Source organism: Nitrospira sp. Kam-Ns4a (assembly GCF_965152595.1).
Window position 1 is genome coordinate 3,545,274 of the sequence record NZ_OZ224218.1, and the last position, 17,747, is coordinate 3,563,020.

The following is a 17,747-nucleotide window of genomic DNA, read 5'->3' on the forward strand; positions in this document are numbered from 1 at the left end:
CGCCTCCTGCCAGTCGGCCACCGCACACTGAGCGCCCATAGACTGGTTTCCTCTCCTCACATTGGGCCACACTCCGCCCCGGTCCCTCTGTTTTAATCATCCATCCCGCGCTCGACAAGGGGCCTTTGGGCAGGGCCGAACGGCCGGTTGTCCCAGGATGGCTTGGCCGCCGCAGGGTGGGCACCGGCTGCAATTGCCATGGATACGGTGAAGGCGCTAGAATCCTCCAAGCCTCTGCCGCTTGTGATTAGAGAGGGGGATGCGCGATGGTCACCATGCTGGGACGCCTGGCTGCGCTGATGGTTCTGCTGGCTCTCTTGTGGGCGGGTCTTTTCCCTTGCGAACAAGCGCTGGCCTTCAAGATTGTGGAGCCCACCGAGGGGAGCGTGCTCAAGTCCGGCAAGCGCGTCCCGGCCAAGGTGGACTTGGGCCGGGACACGGGCGTCGTCAAGGTACGCTACTACTGGTACGCCGACCAGGCCGATGTGCTCGTCGAGCAGGATGTGACGCAGGCCGGCGGCGGGAGCAGTAGCGACAAGATCGCCGACGACAAGTATTGGCAGAAGGAGTATGCCACTGGCGGGAACATTGTCGCGCTGCCGTTTCTCGTTTCGACTGCCCAGAGCGAGCCGCCATTCGGCGGGCCGCTCCCGGTTCCCAAGGAGGCGATCGGCAAGATGCGGCTCCTGGCGATCGGAGAGATCTCCCGGGGCCGGCTGGAGGCCCGGACGGTCTTCGATGAAGTCGAGGTGCAGGTCGAGCCGGAGGCAGAGCTAACCGCGATCGAGTTCGAGACCGAGAAGCCCCTGCGGCTGGGTCGGACTGGTCAGCTTGCCACCTACGGTCAAGTGGACACGAAGGGCAAGATCTTCGAGCTGCCCGTGGTCGGAGTCTTCTCGGATGGGGTCTCGCGCGCTATTTCCGCCCCCTCCACGGGCACCACTTACACCTCGTCCAACGAGCAGGTCATCAAGGTGCACCCGCAGTATGGCCTGCTCCAGTTGGTGGGCGACGGGCAGACGAGCCTCACGGTCTCCAACCGCGGCAAGCAGGAATCCTTGGAAGTGATCGTGGAAGTGGGGGGAGAGCCGAACGAGCCGCCTATTGCGGATGCGGGACCGAACCGGACCGTGAAAGCCGGCACCAAGGTCAAGCTGAGCGGCTTGCGGAGCCGGGACCCGGAAGGCGAAGCGCTCTTCTACGCCTGGAGCCAGGTCCGCGGGAGCAAGGTCGCGCTGCTGGACGTCAACATGCCCGAAGCCTCCTTTCTCGCTCCCTCGGTCTCCGAGAAGCGACTGTTTCGGTTCAAGCTGCGGGTTACGGACAAGAAGGGGGCAGATAGTTTGCCGGCATTCGTGGACGTGACCGTGGAGCCATAGGACGTCGTTCGTCGCGACGGGCTTTCCGCACCGCCGCCAGGCGGGTCATGGAGAAGAGCGCGGAGCCGGACCGCTGCCTCGCCTGCCTAATCCGCCAGCCGTTTGTACCTGGCCCGCCGTCTTTTCATCCGGCGCCTCACTGATACTCACCGTCCCACAGGGCCTCCAGGAACTCCCTGTACGGAACGACGCGCACGCCCGCGACTTCCCGCGGCCGCGGCTCCAGACTGACACAGAGATAGCGTTTGAGCTTCTGCTCCTCCGCCAGCGCCCGCAACGGCTTGAGGTCCTGCAGCCCTATGGTGTCCTTGGCCTTGACCTCCACCGCCGTGTGGTCGCCGAGGATGAAATCCACCTCGAATCCGGACGTCGACCGCCAGAAGGTTACAGGTTCTCCGGAAACATAGTCGCTGTAGCATCTGAGCTCGTGCATGAGATAGGTCTCCATCGCCGCCCCGAACTCCGGGGTCCCGCGGCGAAACTCCCGTCCTTGCAGCGCCGCCATGACCCCCACATCGAAAAAAAAGTACTTCGAGGAGACCAGCGGCTTCCGTTTCTTCGACTTCCGCCAGGCCGGTAACTCATGCAAGACGAGGGTATCCTTCAGAATCTCGAAGTATTCGTACACGGTCGTGCGAGGGACCTGCGCGTCATTGGACACTTTGGTGAAGTTCACGATTGTTCCGTTGCAAAGCGCCGCGACCTTGAGGAATCGGCTGAACGCAGGCACGTTGCGGGTCGCACCCTCGGCCACGATCTCCTGCTGGAGATAGGTCCCCGCATAAGCCTGAAGGTCTGCTCGGGGGTCGTCCGAAAAATAGATGGACGGTAACAGCCCCCTTGTGATTGCGCGTTGCAGGTCGAAGTGACCGCCCAACTCTCGCAAGGTCAGAGGATGCAAATACTTCGTCCGCGCCCGCCCCCCCAGCAGATTGACGCCTCCCCCGCGCAGCTTCCGGGCGCTGGATCCGGTGAGGAGAAACCGAACACCGCGCTGTTCGATGAGGCGATGCACCTCATTCAGGAGGTCCGGCAGCCGCTGGACCTCGTCAATCACGACAATGCGGTCCTTGGCGGTGATCTCCTCGGCCAGGCGGCCCGGCGTGTGGCTCAGCGTCAGATAGACCGACGTATCCAGGAGGTCATACACCCGCACGCCCTTCAGATTGTGAGCGATCAGAAAGCTCTTGCCGGTCTGGCGGGGGCCGAAGAGAAAGTGGGACTTCTTCTTCAGCAGCTCCCGAAGATCGAGAATTCGGTCAATTACAGGAGCATCCGCCATGGCGACGGATGATACCAAATGACGACTCCGTCGTCAAATGTCATGACACATGACGACATAATTGTCACCTGGCGAGACAGGGAGGCCGGTCACTGCTCACTGGAAGCTGCGCAGCGCCTCCTCATCTATCGCGTACACGGGAAAGATGGCGCCGAAGCCAGCGATCTCGAACACCTCTTGGATCTGCGCCTTGAGACTCGAGAGCACGATCCGGCCGTTGAGAGGCTTGAGCCGTTTGGCCGCGACGAGCAGCACGCGGAGGCCCGCGCTGCTGCTGTAGTCGAGCTGCTGCCCGCTCACGATCACCTGCCGGTCCCCACCCTGGATGAGGGCGAGCAGCCGCTCCTCCAGCTTCGTCGCCGTGCTAGCATCCAGCTTGCCGCGCAGCGCCAGGATTACGACGCCGCCGCGCCTCTCCTCCATGACCTCCATGGCCGACTCCTTCGTCAGGTTGGCACGTATTTCCGCATCACCAGCAGGTTCCGGTCTCGCTGCCGCTTGTACTCCAGCTCGTCCATCATCGTCCGGACCAGATGGATGCCTAGCCCCCCGACCGGACGTTCCTCCAGCGAACTGTCCGTGGGGGGCTCGGGTACCTCGAGCGGGTTGAACGGCCGGCCGTCGTCCTCGATCTCCGCAGTCAGCGTGGAGCCGTCCAGAGACAGCCGCAGCGTGATCTGGTGCTCCCCCCCGATCCCCGTATGCGTAGGAGATGATGTTCGTCAGGATCTCGTCCAGGGCCAGGTTGACCGGATACACCAGGTCGGGTGACAGACGATGGTCCTCCACGAAGGCCGCCACGATCTGGCTCAACCGCTCCAGCTCCGAGAGCCGGTTGCGCAGCGTCACCGAGAGCATCCCGCTCATCCCAGGTTCCCCTGGAGGTAGCGCAGGACCAATAGAGTGATGTCGTCGGCCTGGGGCGCGCCGGCGGCGTAGGCCTGCACCGCCGCGACCGTCGCCCGCACCAGTTCGGCCGAGCCCGCCCGGTTCAGCCGCTCCAGCAGCGTTTCGAGGCGGGGATTCGAAAACAGGTTTCCTTCCGGGTCCATGGCCTCGGTGATCCCGTCCGTATACAGGAAGAGCCCGTCGCCGGGCCGCAGCCGGATGGTGTGCACCCGGTAGCGGAGCTCCTCCATGACGCCCAAGGCCATCCCGCCCGGATTCTCCAGCTGCGTCACGGCGCCCTGCCCGTCCAGGAGGTAGGGAATGTTGTGGCCGGCGTTGCTGTACTGGAACTCGCCGGTCCGGGTGTTGAGGATACCGTAGAAGACGGTCACGAACATGGCGGAGTCGTTGTCCGGACAGAGCAGGTTGTTGACGTGCCGGAGGCAGTCGCCGGGCGAGGTCCCTGCAGCGCTGTCGCCTTGAGCATGGTCCGGGACACGGCCATGAAGATGGCCGCCGGCACGCCTTTCCCCGAGACGTCGGCGATGACCACCCCGAGCCGGTTCCGATCCAGGAGGAAGAAGTCGTAGAAGTCCCCGCCCATCTCGCGGGCCGGGATCGTGTCCGCGTAGAGGTCGAAGTCCTCACGGCGGGAAGGTCCGGGGGAGGATGGAGCGCTAGATCGCGCCGGCGATTCGCAGCTCGCTGCCGATCCGTTCCTTTTCCGCCATCGTTTGCCGAAGCTGCTCGGTCCGCTCGAGGACGCGCCACTCCAGGAGCTGGTTGGCCTCCCGCAGCTCCTGCGGCTGCGCCGCGATCACCGCCTTCATCCGCTCGAAGGCGGCCGTGATGGAGACGACCTTGTCCCCGGCCGGAGGCTCCTCGGGCATGCCCGAGGAGCCTCCGGCTTCGCCGACGAAGGCCCGCATCTGGCCGGCGAGGGCGCCCAGCGGCTGAGCGACCGTGCGCCGGCTGCCGATCCCCGCGATCACCAGGACCAGCAGGCACATCACGCCTCCACCGGCCAGCGTCAGCAGCAGGTTCAGGTCGTTCTCTTTGAGGTACTGATCCATGGGCATGGCGATCTCCAGCCCACCCATGAGGTCGTTCAGCTTGAAGTCGTGCCTGGGGCTCTGCGCGTGCGCGTTGTGGCAGTCCACGCAGGACTTGGCGGAGGCCAGATCGGCCATCAGCACCCGCAGGACGGCCAGGCCCTGGATCGTGTCCGTGCGGATGAACGGCTGGTCGGGATGTTGGACCAGAAACGCGAACCCGTCTAGATGGAACTGGTCCTTGACGCCCTTCTCCTTGTTGATGGCCAAGGGGCTGATGAGGTTTGCGGTGTAGCCGTTGGGAATCTTCGCCGTCGCCTCCGAGACTTCCCGGACGAAGGTGGCCGGCAGGGGAAAGCGTCCCGGGATCGTGTGGTAGTCCACGCCTAGGGTGCCGCCGAGCGCGATGGCGCGCGGCACAATGACCGCGGCGTAGTATTGCTGGTCCGCCATGATCTGGTGGGCGATGCTCTTGGCGCGGGTCGCCAGTTTCTCTTCCAGATTGGCCGTGATCCGGACATGCTCGACCACCGCCGCGATCATCGATACCAGTGCGATGAGCGGCACGGTCGCCACGATCAGTTTGGTCCCGACCGTCCGGTCCTGTTTCGCCCAGAGCCGATGCAACAGGGAGCGCCGATGCTAGGGAGCGGGGATCATGGACGTCACGGGCCCTCCATGGCAAGGCCCTCTTCAGAGCGCACGTGTTTTCCCGGCCAACGCCTGGGCCACCGCGACGGCCAGGCGGGCGGCGCCTGCCGCCCGCTCGTCCGCGGCCAGCTCGCGCGCGGGCCCCAGCACCGGCTTTCCAGGCACCGCCTGGCGGACCGCCGCGCCCACCCTCTCCTGGGCGACCACCACGACGTCCGGATCGCCAGCCCGGACATCCGCCAGGGTCTCCCGCCACGTCGAGTGGGGCCCTGTGACGACATAGCGGCGGAGGACAAAGTCGCTGTCCCCGACCAGGCCGGCCTCCGCTAGCCCCTTGAGCAACCCAGTCTGGAAGTCCTCCGACTCGCCGGCCGTCTCGACCAGTGCGATCCGCGCGGACCGCCCGTACCAGGCCGCGAGATGGACGAACACGCGCGATCGCTCGACCAACTCAGCGGGGAACGCGATGCCAAGCTGCTGGGCGGCCTCGAAGTTCAGGCAGACCTTCTTGTCGGAGACTTCCTCGAACGGCAGGCTCTTGGGGCTCTCGCCCATGAGCACCCGGGCCGCTAGCGTGGCCGCCACGTAACCGCTCTTGTAGAACCCCTGCCCCACACAGGCCAGCCCCCCTCGTTCGATGAACTCGGGCTGGTTGATAACCAGGGGAATGCGGGTCTGATCGGCGACCCTGGTGATCGTCTCGTAAGCCTGCAGCGCCGTATTGTCGCCCGTGATCCAAAAGGCATCGATGTTGCGCGTCGCGAGCATCTGCGCCGCCTGGAACACCTCGCCGGTCTTGGCAATCGCCACCTCTTGCAAGGCGATCCCGCGCTGTTTGAACAGCTCGCGGGCCACCCCGACGACCTTGCGGGAGTTGGCCTCGGCGGCGTTGTAGAGGGTGCCCACCGCCTTCACCTGCGGCACCAGCGTGCGGATGAGCTCCACGGTCTCTTCGACGGGAGGAAAGGACCCGACGCCCGTGATATTCGGCAAGTGCTCGGTCCGGCTGGTGCCCGCGCCGGCGGCGATCGGGTCGTAGACCACGGCGAAGACGACGGGTGTCTTCTTGACCAGGTTCACGGCCGCCGCGAGGCAGGGCGTGGTCAAGGTCACGATCAGGTCCAGATCCCCGGCGATGTAGCTTTTGAGGATCGCGGGGATGTTGGCCATCTCCCCTTGGGCATGGGCCCGCCGGACCTCCAGGTTCTCCCCCTCGACGAAGCCCAGCTCGCGCAGGCCGTCGAAGAGGCCCTGGAGGCCGGAGTCCACGACCGGATCGGGGCCGAAATAGACGACCCCAACGCGGAAGATTCGGCCAGGCGGCGGGCGGGCCACCAGCGCCGCGCCGCGGTGCACCCCGGTCTCGTCAATCACTTCATGGGCGGCGTGGAGCACCTCTTCATCTACCATCCACGGATCCTTGAGGTTGGCCAGCGCCACTAAGTTGATCACCGTTTTCTTCGGGACGAGGTTCTGCACGGCGACTGTGGCCGGGTTCACCCCCTGCAGGAGCTCGGAGGCGAGCAACCCGGTCCGGCGGCCCACCTCCCGGTAGTCGGCGCCGATGTCGAACAGAGCGCCGCGCTCCGCGCTCAGCGGGACGTTCGTGAACACCGGGACGCGCGCCCGCCGTGCCGCCTCCAGCACCGCGTCCAGCGCGAGCAGGACGGTCAGGTCTCCGCCCACCCAGAGGGCCTGGACCGGCTTCGCCAACAAGGCGGCCGCCGCCTCGGCCGCCGCAGCGGGGCGGTCCACCTGCCGCTCGACGAGCACAATGCCGAGCTGATGGCTCACCTCCCGGGCCATCCGGACTAGGGCCGCGGAGTCGGCGTCCGCGGGGTTCCAGATGACCCCGACCGAGGCCAAGGCCGGATACAGGGTTTTCGCGAGCCGGAAAGCGTCCTCGATCGGCGGCATCGTCCCGTAGCCCACAAGGTGGCGGGGGTGGTCGAGCGGGTTCTCGGGATTGATGCCGACCCCGGCAGCGAAGGGATCGCTCACGAGCCCGAACACATGGCGCGTCCGGCCACCTTCGTTGGCAGCGGCGACGGCCTGCAGGGAGCGCGTGCTCACCGTCACCACCAGGTCGTAGGACCCGCTCGTCACCTGTTGGGCGATCTGGTCGGCGAGGGCGAGGTCGTTTTCCGCATCGAAGCGGGCGAGTGCGAGACTCTGGCCCTCGATGTAGCCCGCTTCCGCGAGCCCCTCGATGATCCCCTTGACGCCTTCATCGAGGAGAGGCAGTGACGAGTGCTGCACGAGGGCGACGCGCGGAGCCGGTTGCGGCTGGGACGGGAGGGGACGCCGGCTTTGGTGCGCGACCAGCAGGGCGGTGGCGAGCAGTGCGACGAGGAGCGCTCCCAGGGCGAGTCGCTGAATGGCAAGCCTCACGGCCGGCACGCAATCTCCCAGGGAATAGCCACGCTCAGGTGCCCTTATACCAAGGCAGGTTCAGCGCGTCAACGAGACAATCAGGTCCTCAAACTCGCGGTAGGCGGTGGCCAGCTCGTCCCGCCGGCCCGGCTCATAGTCCGCGGCGTCGTAGCCCGGCGCCATCGTCGTCCCCAGGAGGGCGAAGCGCCCCCCGGGGCGCAGCCGTGCCCCTTGCCAGACGCCCCGCGGCACGACGATCTGAGGCCGCATGCCCCTGAGCAGGTCTGGACCGAGCGTGAACACCTCGCCGGAGCCGTCAGGCCGGAGCTGGAGCAGCTCGACCGGATCACCCACATAGAAATGGTAGATCTCGTCGGTCAGCAGCCGGTGCAAGGCCGAGAAGGTATCCGGGGTCAGGAAATAGTAGATGGCGGTGCTGAGGGATTTGGCGGCGGGGTAGCGTGGCGGGAGCGCCGTCCGGGGCACGGACTCGGCGGCCCGGTACGTCTCGACGTAGTAGCCGCCTTCCCGCGGCAGTGGCTTCAGATTGAGCAAGGCCTTCACGTCGTCTGCCGTCATGGGCTCCCTCCAGTGTCAGTCTTTCCCCAGCCCAATGGACTGAGCGCGCGCGGCGCACCGTCAGGCTCGGGGGAGCGGGTACGTGGCGCGGGCGCGCGCCAGCTCGCGGACGCGGCGATGCAGCGCCGGCCCGAAGGCCGAGCGAAGAACGGCGGGCCGGTAGCGGGCGATGCGCCGCTCGACCCGCCGGATCGTGCGGTCGAGGGCCTCGACCAGCGCGATCCCCGCAGAGGTGAGCCAGCCCAACCGGTCCGCCGCGTAACGCAGATCGCGGATCGAATACCGGACCGCGGCGACCTCCTCCAGGCAGCGAAACCGCGCGCGGAGGATGTCCCGCTCGGTCAACCCGAGCCGCGTCACGTCCTCGGCTCCCCGGTTGCCCGCCCACGCGGACAGCCGCTCGAACAGCAGCGCGCCCATCGTGAACGTGAAGGTCGCGTGCAGGATGCCGTGCAGGGGGCGCAGGCTGCGGCGCCACGGCGAATAGAAGACCTCCTGGTTCCGATCTCCCTGCCGCATTCGGAACTTCCGGAGCAGCAGGTTCAGATGGTGATGGCTGTTCTCATGTACGAGATCGTCCACGAGGTCGAGCTGATCCCGATCGAAGCAATTGATGAACGACAGCCCGGGACGATGCCGGTAGCTGAAGCTCACGACGCCGCGGGCCTTGAGCGGGACGATCCGTTCGGTCAGGGTGACGAGCGTGCGCGCGCCGGCCGGCCAGGCCGCTTCGATCACCGCCAGCGCCCGCCGCACCCGGGCCAGCAGGCCCGCCGGCGTCCGGGCAAGCCGCACCGGCGTGCCATCCTTCCGATAGACCAGCGTGTCCCCGAGGGTCAGCCCCTCCAGCCCGATGCGGCGCGGCGGCACGTACTGCCAGTGCCAGCGCAGCCCCTCGTCCAGCGTCAGAACCGGGACCAGCCGCCGGCCGGCGCGGAGCCATATGCCCTCCGGCCGGACGACCAGCGGCGCGCGGGCCGCAGCCCCCGACAAGAGGTGCCTGAGCGGAGCGGGCGGCTCCAGGTACGCCCCCTCCAAGCCGACCGCGAGGCAGCCGCCCGGCTCGGCGCGCTCGAAGTTCGGCGCCAGCGAGCAGGGCACAACCCACTCATCGTCCCGCCGGCGCCGACGACTCGCCAGCCAGGCGCAGGGAGCCCCCGGCGCGAGGAACAGCGATTCCTCGACCACGCCCTGCGCCAGGCGCGCACAGAGCGCGTCGAGCCGCCATCCGAGCCCCATCGGGTCCGGCTCGCCGCTCGGGAACAGCTCTTCCTGATAGCTGTTTTCGTAGAACTGCTCCTCGCAGTCGGCGAGCAGCGCCTCGGCGAAGGCATGCCGGTCCCGCTCCCGACGCCACTGCTCCCGCAAGTCAATGAAGTAGACCAGGTCGTTCAGCTCCTCGACCCAGCCCACGAGCTTCCATCCGGCCCAGTCTTCCGGCTTCACCACGTCGGCAAGCCAGCGGAGATAGTCCACCGGCAGCCCCAATGTCGCCGCGGGTGCCGCGTAGCGGTCCGCCAGGTCGGCGCAGAGACCGAGCAGCAGGCGCCGGACATCGCGGCCGAGTTCGCGGAGCAGCTCCGCCAAAACAACCGAGTCGTCGAGCGGGATCTGTGGCAGCATGCGGGCTCCACACGCGTGGTCAGGTGACCGATGCGTCGGTTCGTCCTCTTGGCGGCTCTCTCAGGCCTGCTCCCCACCCCGGCCGTGGCCCCGCCCGCGAGTCTCGCCGACAAGCCCCGCGACGATTACCCCCGCGAGAAGCAACGCCGGTGTGAGGCGCTGTGGAAGCAGATCAACGCCGAGGCGGCACCGGAGATGGCCCAATTCGGCCTGGATCAGCTCAGGCGCCGGCAGGAAGGCAAGATCACGCAAGAGCAGCATCTCCAGGGAAACACGGCATTCATCAAGCGCGCCGCCGAGCGGCGGCTGAGGCTGGTGAAAGAGCGGATGGACAAGCCATGAGACCGGCCGGACGCCTCCCACTCGCACCTACAGGGTCAGTGTCTCCGAGTCTTCCTGCATCTTCTTTCCCGCCGACTCGAGCAGGTCCCGGCTCACCAGGATCGGCGCCTTGAAGTGGATCGCCAACGCGATCGCGTCGGAGGATCGGCTGTCGAACACCTTCGTCGTGTCCTTCATCACAACGGTCAGGTCCGCGTAGTAGATCCCGTCCTTCAGCGTCACGACCACCTGCGTGACCTTGCCGCCGAAGGCCTCCAGGATCGTGTGCATCAGATCATGGGAGAGCGGGCGGCGAAGCTTCTGCCCGGTCAGCGCCTCCTGGATCGAGCCCGCCACGGTGGGGTCCACGAAGATCGGAATCGCCCGGTTCTCCGCCTTGAGGAGCACGACCGGCCCGTGGTCCGAGAGGCGCACGTCCACCTCCTTGATCTGGACCTGGGCCTGCGACGGGGGCGCAGGGTCGGCAGCGACGGACGGCTCCGGGACGGCCACGGTCAGTCCGACGGCCATCCCTACGATCAGCGCGAGACCGGCGTACCTCATGGCTTCCTCCTTTGCTTCGACTACCCCCTGACAAAGGCGTTCATCTCCCGCTCCCATCCGATCTGGGTCTCCGGCCCGTGCCCGGTGATCACACGGGTCGTCCCGTCGAGGGTGTACAGCCGTTCGCGGATGGACCGCTGGATCGCGCGCCCGTCGCCGCCCCAGAGGTCCGTCCGGCCGATGCTCCCCTGAAAAAGCGTGTCTCCGGAGAGGAGCAGCCGCTCCCCCCAGAAATAGAAGCACATGGACCCTGGGGTGTGCCCCGGCGTGTGCAGGGCGACGCCCTCCAGCCCCCCGACGCTGAGCTTCTCGTCGTCCTTGAGCCACCGATCCAGTGACGGCGCCGGGCCCTGACCCGACAGCAGCGCCACCCCGAAGGCCCGGCATTGCATCTCCACAGCTTCCCACAGCGGCCGATCGTCCTGATGCAGACAGAGCGCCGCCCCTGTCGCCCGCTTCATGGCGCCCGACGCCAGGAAGTGATCAAAATGCGCGTGGGTGTGCAGGATGGCCACCACGGTCAGGTTGAGCGCGTGCACCGCGTCGAGAATGCGCTCGGGCGCGCCCCCCGGATCCACCACGACCGCTTCGCCGGTCACGGCATCGCCGAGAATGGTGCAGTTGCAGCCCAGCGGCGGGACCGCAAAGGTGCGCAGGATCAGACTCGACATCCTCCATGGCTCCCTCGGCTGGACGGCCGGACCGCCACGCCTCTACGACCTCCATGCTATCGCCCTCGTGGGCCGATGACAAGGGCCATGCCGGTCAACTCTAGATTGCCCGGCCGCGGCGCCCGCCTTATCGAGCAGGCACCCCGGACAGTTGCAGGCTCCCCGGGGACGCCGGTATACTCATTGCACTCACCGCCTGCAGCACGACGCCCCGGGCGACGCGGAAGGGGTGCACCGGCCATGCCTGCTCTCAGCGTCGAACACGTGGAATCGCGGTTGGCCAGCGTCCGCTGCGCCGTCTGCAAGCAGAACGAGTTCGCCATTGACCGGCGCAGCATGCAGCCGGACGGCGACTGGAAGGGCACGTGCCTCCGGTGCCGGTACACGTTTCCCGTCCACACGGACATGGAGTTCTACCTCCGGACGCAGCCGGACATCCCCTATCGCCTGAAGGAGATCGCCTGCCCAGCCTGCGAGCACCGTGGGGTGAGACTGGACTTCCGGATCGTCATGTCCGTGCGCGAGGCGGTCTATTTCGTGACCTGCCAGACGTGCCAGCACCAGTTTCCGGAGAAGTCGTCTCTCGAGACCTTCGAATGAGGGGGCTTCAGGTGGCCGGTACCCGGTCCTGAGCCTGAAGGGAGTCCAACGATGGAGCCGTCCCGACCGGCAGAGCACTCCGCGGAGCCGGACCCCGGCCCGGACAAGGAGCCCAAGCTGCGCAAGGAGCTTCCGCTCGTCTCAGTACCGGACGACCGTGCGCTGATCGAAGAAGAGATGGCCGAGCTGTTCGAAGAGGATCAAGTCACCCACCAGCACGGCTCCACCGAGCCGGAGGGCGACTGAGTTTCGGAAGCGGTCAGCCGACAGCGACGGGTGACGGATGAGCCGCTGATACACCACATACTCTCCCGTTTGCTCCGCTCCTGCCATCAACCGTTCATGCGGCGTCTTGAAACGACGAAATCGTCACGCACTTCGCGGACTGATAGCCGATTGGCCGCGAGGGAATCTCGGCCAGCTTGAGGCAAAGTGCTATCGCATCATCGCCGTCGGACATAATCGAACTGGAGCCTTGGGCTTGAACCAGCGAAGTCGTTCATCGCACCCAAGACTTGGCGACTGACGGGCTTTGCAAAGGCAACCTCCCTGACAGCAGCGACCTCCCGGCCAACCAGGTCCGCTCGGACACCAAGCCTCTCAAGGACGGCCGCCAACGTCGGCCCGAAGGCCGCCGGGAAGGACTCGTTCCGCGCCGAAGATGACCGGAAGGAGCGACCGCTCGCTCTGGCAGCGCACCAGATGCGTTCGGCCGACGTTCAGCAGGTTGACGTCTCAATCACCCAGAACGCCCGACGAGGCCGGCGCGTCGTCCTGGAACCGCAGCCGAAATCGCCGAACCACCGGCCTCGAAACAGACACCCGCCCTTCGTCAACCGAGGCTCCTATCCTCAAATATGACGCACGGCCGGGCGGCACCCGCCTCAGACCGGCCGCACGATCTCTACCGTCGCCTCCGCCGGAATCCGTCCGACGGTGGAGGCCCGCCCCCTGCGGTCCTTCCGGACGATCTGATCAATCTTGACGATCATCCCCCGATGCCAGGCGTCCATCGCCGCGTTCGCCGGCGAGCGCTCCCGGTCCAGCCGCCCGACCTCGGGCCGTCCCGTCTCGTTGCACAGCCAGGCTCGCTGGTCCCCCTTCATCACCCGCAGCTCGCTCACGACCCGGTAAATCGTCGGCGCACGCGGCGCGATGGTTCGGCCGTCCTTGCGGAGCAGCAGATAGGAGAACTTGAGCGCGTCCTTGATCAAGCCGACCGCCCGGTCCAGGGCCGCCACCAGCGGCGGCGGCTCCCAGGGCCGCTCTTCATGGCACCAGTCCGTCTCGCGCACGAGCGCCGGGCAGGGACGCTCATGTAGGCAGGGACTATAGACCGTGCAGGCGCCGCTCTCGACGAGCTGGTCCCGCAGCCGGTGCAGCGCGCGGGAGGTCTCCCGCAAGGCCGGCTCGATCAACATCACCGTGCCATCGGGCTGCAGCAGGTCGAGCAGCCCGGCGACCAGCGCCGCCCGGGGCTCGACGGGATCCCAGGCATCCGCAAACAGCTCGTTGAGGGTGTTGGCGAGGACGATCAGCTCATAGGGGCTGCAGCGACGAAGCTCAGGATCATGGAGCAGGTCCGACCGCTCGAGATCGGCGACCCGCGTGATCAGGCGTGCCGCGTCCCTCGAGGCGCCCCGACGATAGACCTCCCAGAGCCGGCGGCAGTCCTCGAGAGCCGGCTCCGCGCGATCCACGGCGATGACGGTCCCCACCCGCCACGACGGCCCTCCCTGAGCCACCCAGTCGAGGAGCCCCAACGCGGCCGTGCCCGGCCCGCAGCCGAGGTCCAGCACGGAGATCGCCCGCTGCTCCTCCCGCCCCTGTCCCTGACCCCAGTCCTCCGGCAGCTCGTTCAGGAGCGCCTGGACCTTGGCCAGATTCACGGGGAAGAAGTAGGCGAGGTAGGCTCGCCGGAGCGCCGGGTCGGCCCAGTAGGGCGGCCCGAGGCTGCTCCGCTCCCTGGTAAAGAGCCGGGAGAGCTCTGCGACGCCGCGCGCGAGGGCGGGTGAGGCGATGGCGGTGTCTCTGTCCAACACGAGGGTCAGGGCGCGAAGCACCGCGTCGGACAGTCGGCGAAGCCGGGGGGGCGTGACCATGGTTGACCGGCCATCAAGGGTGCGGTATCCTGCCTGATCATCAGGCTAGGAGCGTGCCATGACCGACGACATCATGCAAGCGTACCTGGAGGTCGAGCGGGCGATGGAGCGGTACAACAAGGCGCTCCAGCACCAGGTGGACCTGCTGCGCAATTCGGAGTCCGCCGACATGAAGAAGCTCGAGCGCATGACGCACGGCGCCAAGGCCATGCGCGACAGCAGCATGATCTACCTCTCCTACGCCAAGTTCATCGCCTACGGGATGCCAGACAGCGAAGAGCTGGTCCAGGACGATCTGCAATCGTGACGAACGTCGCCCGTCACTCGGGAAACGTTCGTTCGTAAAAAAGAGCCCGATCCCGGACGGGATCGGGCTCTTGATTTTTCGGACCGCGCGGGCCGCGTCAGATGTTCTGCATGAAGTGGGCGACCATGGCCGGATCCACATCGGTCCCCATGATCTGGGACATCGGGACGTTCGTGGACCGCTTGCCGGTCAGCCCGGCGAGCACCTCATCTACGATCAGCTCGACCGGCATGGACTGCCCGCCGTACACGTGCGGGCCGGCGATGATCTTGGCCTTCGAGTGGCCGTAGATGGCCGCGGCCACGTCCTTGGCGAGCCAGCCGACGTAGTTGAACTCCGGCACCACGACGAGCTTGGATTTGGCCAGGATCTCGCGCAGCTCCTTCGTGGGAAAGGGGCGCAGCGACCGGATCTTGACCAATCCGACCTTGATGCCCTTCTCCGCGCAGAGCCGGATGGCCTCGCGGGACTGGGCGACCGCGCTCCCGGAGGCAACCAGCACCGCGTCCGCGTCCTCGACGTTCTCGGCGGTGCAGAGCCCGCCCATGTACTTGATGATGTACTTCCGCGAACGCTCCACGGCAGCCCAGACTTCCTGCTGCCAGACCGCGTGGATGTTGTAGGCCATGAAGTTCGACTTCTGGACCGGCGCGTCCCGCGACAGCCGGGCCGGCGGATTCTCCGCATCCAACACCGGCACCGCCCCCCGCCAGGCGTCGCGCGGCGGGAGCTTGATCCCCTTCTCCTGCATGTACACGTAGCCGCGGGCATGGGTGACGAAGAAGCCGTCGCAGCAGACGCCGACCGGCAGGGTCACGTCGTTCTTCTCGCTGATGATGAACCCCTTCATGATGAAGTCGAACATGTCCTGCTGGTTCTCGGCGTGGAAGACGATCATCCCGCAGTTCAATAGGTAGGAGATCTCGATGTTGTCCGGCTGGATCGCGAGCGGGGCGTTCACTACCCGGCAGGTGAACATGGCCACGGCGGGTAACCGGTGGCCCGGCCACGACGCGATCGGCTCGAGCCCGCGCAGCGTGCCCGGCCCAGCAGTGGCGGTGAAGCACCGCACGCCGGCGCGCGACGCCCCGGCAATGGCGGACATTACCCCGTACTCCTCCTCGCCCCGGTAGTATTCCTTAACGTAACCCTCCCCGTAGAGCACCCCGATAAGCTGCATCGTCTCGCTCTGCGGGGTGATCGGGTAGGCCACGGCGAAGTCCACGTTGGACCGCCGCACGGCCTCCTTGGCGGCCTCACTGCCCGTGATGAATTCCTTGGTCCGCGGAGCCTCAAAGAACATGTACTCCGGGGTCACGACTCGCTGCTTCTTCGCCTCGGCGTGGGGATCCTTCTTGCCATCCAGCTTCGGAGCGGCCACGCTGGTAATCGGATCGCCCTGCGGATTGGTCTTGACCTGGGGTTCCAACGCTTCACTCATCGTCGCACCTCTTCTGTCTCGACGAGCCCGGCGCCGCCTAGGCTTCGCGCTGCATCTGTTCCATCCGATGTCCGAAGGCGGCGGCGCTGGCCACGCCCTCCGCTGTCGGCATGAAGGCCAACGGATTCGTGTGGGTTTTCCCGCCGTGCACCTTGGACTGCGTGCCGGTGAACCGGACGTTCTCCCCGCTTTCCGGCAGCTTGATCCCCATCTCTTCGCGGACGCGCTTGATGACCTCGGCGACCCGGCGCAGCTTGGCCGCGTCACAGTCCCGGACAGTCAGCATCGCGTCCTCATGCCCCTGCTCCGCGCAGAGCGCGGTGGTGCAGCAGTTCGTGCCAGCCCGGATCATCTTCAAGGTCAGATTCGCATAATGGCAATGGACGCCGACAAAGATGCAGGCCTCGATCTTGTTGCCCCAGATGGTCAGGTTCGGATGGTTGGGGTTGATCACCTCCTCCGGATCAATCTTAGGGTACTTGGGCCGGTAGTCGGGCATCGGGATGATGAAGACGTCCGGAATCTGCGCGGCGATTTCGAGCACAGCCTTCGCCTTCTCGATCGCGTGCTCGTTCCAGGCCCACAGGACCAGGGGTCCGGGGAAGATCGTCGCGTTCGGGCTGGTGAGCATCACGCGCGCGATCTCCTCCATGACCTTCTCCTCATTAGGCTCCAGGAGCCCGTACATGAGGCCCTGCCCCGGCTCCGGCAGCATCACGCCGAGCTGGGCTGCCGAGGGGGGATGGAAGCCGGCTGGCCCCGGCACGATGATCCGTTCTCGCTGCTGCGTCGTCGTGTCCACTCCCGATCTCCTCTTTTCTCTGACCGTGGCAACCGCTCAGTCTAATACCGCGACCGGGTTGACCAGTTTCGCGACGGGGCCCTTCTCGCCGTACTGGACCGTGTTGGTCGTCGCAGCTTGGGGCAACTGGTCAATCATGACCATCTTGATCGCGTGGTGCTTGGCCATGTTGTCGCAGACCCAGACGCACTGCGCGCACCCCTTGCAGCGGTCCACCGCCACATAGGCGGACCCGTACTTATAACCCTTTTCCTTGCCCGCGTCGGGGTTATAGAGGATCGTATTCGCTTCGGGACAGAACTGCGTACAGAGCTTGCAGCTCGTCTGCGCGCAGATGTCGACGTTGATATCGGCTACGAGATACATGGAGGCTCCTTACTGTGTGAGAATCAGGCGCTGACCTCGGCCGGGGCAGGGGCCTCCGAGCGCGTCACCGACGGCGCCGCCCACCCGTGATCCACCGCGTAGTTCCACGCCGCCCGGATGACCGCGACGTTCTTCTCAATGAGCTCCTGCTTCTTCTTGAACTTGCGCTCCACGACGCTGTCCAGCGCGGCCGTCCCGCCCGACACCACGAACCCCTTGCCCAGGAACCGGTCTTTGACCGCCTGGGTCAGCGCATCCATGTTGGTGAGCCCTGTGATCGCCCCGATCGCCCCCATGAGGGCCATGTTGGTCGCGAGGTCCATCCCGGATACGTCCAGCGAGATCTTGGTGGCCGGCAGGTAGTACAGCTTGGCGCGCCGCTCCTCCAGCTCCCGCTGATGGTCCTTCTCCAGCTTCATCGGCCCATCGTGGTTGATCAACGCGATTCCGTCCTCCTTCAACCCGAAGTAGAAGGGCATGGTGTAGGACTTGCCGTGCGTGATCACCTGCGGGTGGAAGATGATGATGATGTGGGGGAACGTGATCTCGCCGATCTCGTAGATCGGCTCGTCCGAAACCCGGACGTAGCTCTCAACCGGTGCCATGCGTTTCTCGGAGCCGTAGAAGGGCACGATCGTGCTCTCCCCGCCTGCGTTGATCACGGCCGTACTGAGAATATGGGAGGCAGTGACCACCCCCTGGCCACCGACGCCGGCCATCCGGATGTTGAAGCGCTTCGCCATCGC

At 66.3% G+C, this 17,747-nt stretch carries 20 protein-coding genes and 2 pseudogenes; 5 read left to right on the forward strand and 17 right to left on the reverse strand.

All coding sequences use genetic code 11. The features are described 5' to 3' along the window. Positions 1-266: 266 nt before the first annotated feature. Positions 267-1,379, forward strand: coding sequence for a PKD domain-containing protein (locus ACWHYQ_RS17650; protein ID WP_447973417.1), 1,113 nt, complete (start codon positions 267-269; stop codon positions 1,377-1,379). Between the two features lie 136 nt (positions 1,380-1,515). On the opposite strand, the gene ACWHYQ_RS17655 is transcribed toward ACWHYQ_RS17650, so the two are convergent. From ACWHYQ_RS17655 to ACWHYQ_RS17695, 9 genes and pseudogenes are all read right to left on the reverse strand, one after another. After that, positions 1,516-2,661 carry an ATP-binding protein gene (locus ACWHYQ_RS17655; RefSeq protein WP_447973418.1) on the reverse strand — a complete coding sequence of 382 codons (1,146 nt, stop codon included), beginning with the start codon at positions 2,659-2,661 and terminating at the stop codon, positions 1,516-1,518. A gap of 96 nt (positions 2,662-2,757) precedes the next feature. Then, positions 2,758-3,093: an STAS domain-containing protein gene (locus ACWHYQ_RS17660; protein WP_447975587.1), complete on the reverse strand. Its 336-nt coding sequence runs from the start codon at positions 3,091-3,093 to the stop codon at positions 2,758-2,760. A gap of 14 nt (positions 3,094-3,107) precedes the next feature. Then, on the reverse strand, positions 3,108-3,182 hold the full coding sequence (locus ACWHYQ_RS17665; protein WP_447975588.1) for a hypothetical protein: 75 nt from the start codon (positions 3,180-3,182) through the stop codon (positions 3,108-3,110). A gap of 85 nt (positions 3,183-3,267) precedes the next feature. After that, positions 3,268-3,528, reverse strand: a pseudogene (locus ACWHYQ_RS17670) (ATP-binding protein); the annotation flags it as partial. After that, positions 3,525-4,153: pseudogene (locus tag ACWHYQ_RS17675) on the reverse strand (PP2C family protein-serine/threonine phosphatase). The pseudogenes ACWHYQ_RS17675 and ACWHYQ_RS17670, both read right to left, overlap by 4 nt. A gap of 73 nt (positions 4,154-4,226) precedes the next feature. After that, entirely contained in the window at positions 4,227-5,228 is a 1,002-nt protein-coding gene (locus ACWHYQ_RS17680) for a c-type heme family protein (protein ID WP_447973419.1), read from the reverse strand. A gap of 66 nt (positions 5,229-5,294) precedes the next feature. Next, a complete protein-coding gene (locus tag ACWHYQ_RS17685; protein WP_447973420.1) occupies positions 5,295-7,652 on the reverse strand; it encodes an ABC transporter substrate-binding protein in 2,358 nt (785 codons plus the stop codon). Positions 7,653-7,703: 51 nt separating this feature from the next. After that, a complete protein-coding gene (locus tag ACWHYQ_RS17690; RefSeq protein WP_447973421.1) occupies positions 7,704-8,204 on the reverse strand; it encodes a cupin domain-containing protein in 501 nt (166 codons plus the stop codon). A 60-nt stretch (positions 8,205-8,264) separates the two neighbouring features. Further along, positions 8,265-9,827, reverse strand: coding sequence for an aKG-HExxH-type peptide beta-hydroxylase (locus ACWHYQ_RS17695; RefSeq protein ID WP_447973422.1), 1,563 nt, complete (start codon positions 9,825-9,827; stop codon positions 8,265-8,267). 30 nt (positions 9,828-9,857) lie between these two features. On the opposite strand from ACWHYQ_RS17695, the gene ACWHYQ_RS17700 reads away from it, so the two are divergent. Continuing rightward, positions 9,858-10,169: a hypothetical protein gene (locus tag ACWHYQ_RS17700; RefSeq protein WP_447973423.1), complete on the forward strand. Its 312-nt coding sequence runs from the start codon at positions 9,858-9,860 to the stop codon at positions 10,167-10,169. 27 nt (positions 10,170-10,196) lie between these two features. Here ACWHYQ_RS17700 and ACWHYQ_RS17705 read toward each other — a convergent pair whose 3' ends face one another. Then, a complete protein-coding gene (locus tag ACWHYQ_RS17705) occupies positions 10,197-10,712 on the reverse strand; it encodes a bifunctional nuclease family protein (protein ID WP_447973424.1) in 516 nt (171 codons plus the stop codon). A 20-nt stretch (positions 10,713-10,732) separates the two neighbouring features. Then, entirely contained in the window at positions 10,733-11,383 is a 651-nt protein-coding gene (locus ACWHYQ_RS17710; RefSeq protein WP_447973425.1) for an MBL fold metallo-hydrolase, read from the reverse strand. A gap of 240 nt (positions 11,384-11,623) precedes the next feature. Here ACWHYQ_RS17710 and ACWHYQ_RS17715 point away from each other — a divergent pair, with 240 nt between their 5' ends. Both ACWHYQ_RS17715 and ACWHYQ_RS17720 read left to right on the forward strand, forming a co-directional pair. Then, entirely contained in the window at positions 11,624-11,983 is a 360-nt protein-coding gene (locus ACWHYQ_RS17715; protein ID WP_447973426.1) for a hypothetical protein, read from the forward strand. Positions 11,984-12,034: 51 nt separating this feature from the next. Further along, a complete protein-coding gene (locus ACWHYQ_RS17720; protein ID WP_447973427.1) occupies positions 12,035-12,229 on the forward strand; it encodes a hypothetical protein in 195 nt (64 codons plus the stop codon). A 197-nt stretch (positions 12,230-12,426) separates the two neighbouring features. Here the strand turns inward: ACWHYQ_RS17720 and ACWHYQ_RS17725 are convergent, their stop codons facing one another. After that, the gene (locus ACWHYQ_RS17725; RefSeq protein WP_447975589.1) at positions 12,427-12,687 is read right to left on the reverse strand and encodes a DUF6933 domain-containing protein; all 261 of its coding nucleotides are present in this window, start codon (positions 12,685-12,687) and stop codon (positions 12,427-12,429) included. 180 nt (positions 12,688-12,867) lie between these two features. Beyond that, complete coding sequence (locus ACWHYQ_RS17730; protein WP_447973428.1) at positions 12,868-14,085, reverse strand: small ribosomal subunit Rsm22 family protein; 1,218 nt, start codon at positions 14,083-14,085, stop codon at positions 12,868-12,870. Positions 14,086-14,143: 58 nt separating this feature from the next. Between ACWHYQ_RS17730 and ACWHYQ_RS17735 the strand changes: the two genes are divergently transcribed. Continuing rightward, the gene (locus tag ACWHYQ_RS17735; RefSeq protein ID WP_447973429.1) at positions 14,144-14,392 is read left to right on the forward strand and encodes a hypothetical protein; all 249 of its coding nucleotides are present in this window, start codon (positions 14,144-14,146) and stop codon (positions 14,390-14,392) included. A 97-nt stretch (positions 14,393-14,489) separates the two neighbouring features. On the opposite strand, the gene ACWHYQ_RS17740 is transcribed toward ACWHYQ_RS17735, so the two are convergent. The 4 genes from ACWHYQ_RS17740 to ACWHYQ_RS17755 form a co-directional block, all read right to left on the reverse strand. After that, complete coding sequence (locus ACWHYQ_RS17740; RefSeq protein WP_447973430.1) at positions 14,490-15,833, reverse strand: transketolase C-terminal domain-containing protein; 1,344 nt, start codon at positions 15,831-15,833, stop codon at positions 14,490-14,492. 37 nt (positions 15,834-15,870) lie between these two features. Beyond that, positions 15,871-16,548, reverse strand: coding sequence for a carbon monoxide dehydrogenase beta subunit family protein (locus ACWHYQ_RS17745; protein WP_447975590.1), 678 nt, complete (start codon positions 16,546-16,548; stop codon positions 15,871-15,873). A 123-nt stretch (positions 16,549-16,671) separates the two neighbouring features. Next, positions 16,672-17,001, reverse strand: coding sequence for a ferredoxin oxidoreductase (locus tag ACWHYQ_RS17750; RefSeq protein ID WP_447973431.1), 330 nt, complete (start codon positions 16,999-17,001; stop codon positions 16,672-16,674). A gap of 23 nt (positions 17,002-17,024) precedes the next feature. After that, the gene (locus tag ACWHYQ_RS17755) at positions 17,025-17,744 is read right to left on the reverse strand and encodes a 2-oxoacid:acceptor oxidoreductase family protein (RefSeq protein WP_447973432.1); all 720 of its coding nucleotides are present in this window, start codon (positions 17,742-17,744) and stop codon (positions 17,025-17,027) included. Positions 17,745-17,747 lie beyond the last annotated feature (3 nt).

Bases quoted from the DNA above. Each gene is read 5' to 3' on its own strand.
- ACWHYQ_RS17650 (WP_447973417.1), top strand. From the start codon at position 267: ATGGTCACCATGCTGGGACGCCTGGCTGCGCTGATGGTTCTGCTGGCT.
- ACWHYQ_RS17655 (WP_447973418.1), bottom strand. From the start codon at position 2,661: ATGGCGGATGCTCCTGTAATTGACCGAATTCTCGATCTTCGGGAGCTG.
- ACWHYQ_RS17660 (WP_447975587.1), bottom strand. From the start codon at position 3,093: ATGGAGGTCATGGAGGAGAGGCGCGGCGGCGTCGTAATCCTGGCGCTG.
- ACWHYQ_RS17690 (WP_447973421.1), bottom strand. From the start codon at position 8,204: ATGACGGCAGACGACGTGAAGGCCTTGCTCAATCTGAAGCCACTGCCG.
- ACWHYQ_RS17695 (WP_447973422.1), bottom strand. From the start codon at position 9,827: ATGCTGCCACAGATCCCGCTCGACGACTCGGTTGTTTTGGCGGAGCTG.
- ACWHYQ_RS17700 (WP_447973423.1), top strand. From the start codon at position 9,858: ATGCGTCGGTTCGTCCTCTTGGCGGCTCTCTCAGGCCTGCTCCCCACC.
- ACWHYQ_RS17705 (WP_447973424.1), bottom strand. From the start codon at position 10,712: ATGAGGTACGCCGGTCTCGCGCTGATCGTAGGGATGGCCGTCGGACTG.
- ACWHYQ_RS17710 (WP_447973425.1), bottom strand. From the start codon at position 11,383: ATGTCGAGTCTGATCCTGCGCACCTTTGCGGTCCCGCCGCTGGGCTGC.
- ACWHYQ_RS17715 (WP_447973426.1), top strand. From the start codon at position 11,624: ATGCCTGCTCTCAGCGTCGAACACGTGGAATCGCGGTTGGCCAGCGTC.
- ACWHYQ_RS17720 (WP_447973427.1), top strand. From the start codon at position 12,035: ATGGAGCCGTCCCGACCGGCAGAGCACTCCGCGGAGCCGGACCCCGGC.
- ACWHYQ_RS17730 (WP_447973428.1), bottom strand. From the start codon at position 14,085: ATGGTCACGCCCCCCCGGCTTCGCCGACTGTCCGACGCGGTGCTTCGC.
- ACWHYQ_RS17735 (WP_447973429.1), top strand. From the start codon at position 14,144: ATGACCGACGACATCATGCAAGCGTACCTGGAGGTCGAGCGGGCGATG.
- ACWHYQ_RS17740 (WP_447973430.1), bottom strand. From the start codon at position 15,833: ATGAGTGAAGCGTTGGAACCCCAGGTCAAGACCAATCCGCAGGGCGAT.
- ACWHYQ_RS17745 (WP_447975590.1), bottom strand. From the start codon at position 16,548: ATGCTGCCGGAGCCGGGGCAGGGCCTCATGTACGGGCTCCTGGAGCCT.
- ACWHYQ_RS17750 (WP_447973431.1), bottom strand. From the start codon at position 17,001: ATGTATCTCGTAGCCGATATCAACGTCGACATCTGCGCGCAGACGAGC.
- ACWHYQ_RS17755 (WP_447973432.1), bottom strand. From the start codon at position 17,744: ATGGCGAAGCGCTTCAACATCCGGATGGCCGGCGTCGGTGGCCAGGGG.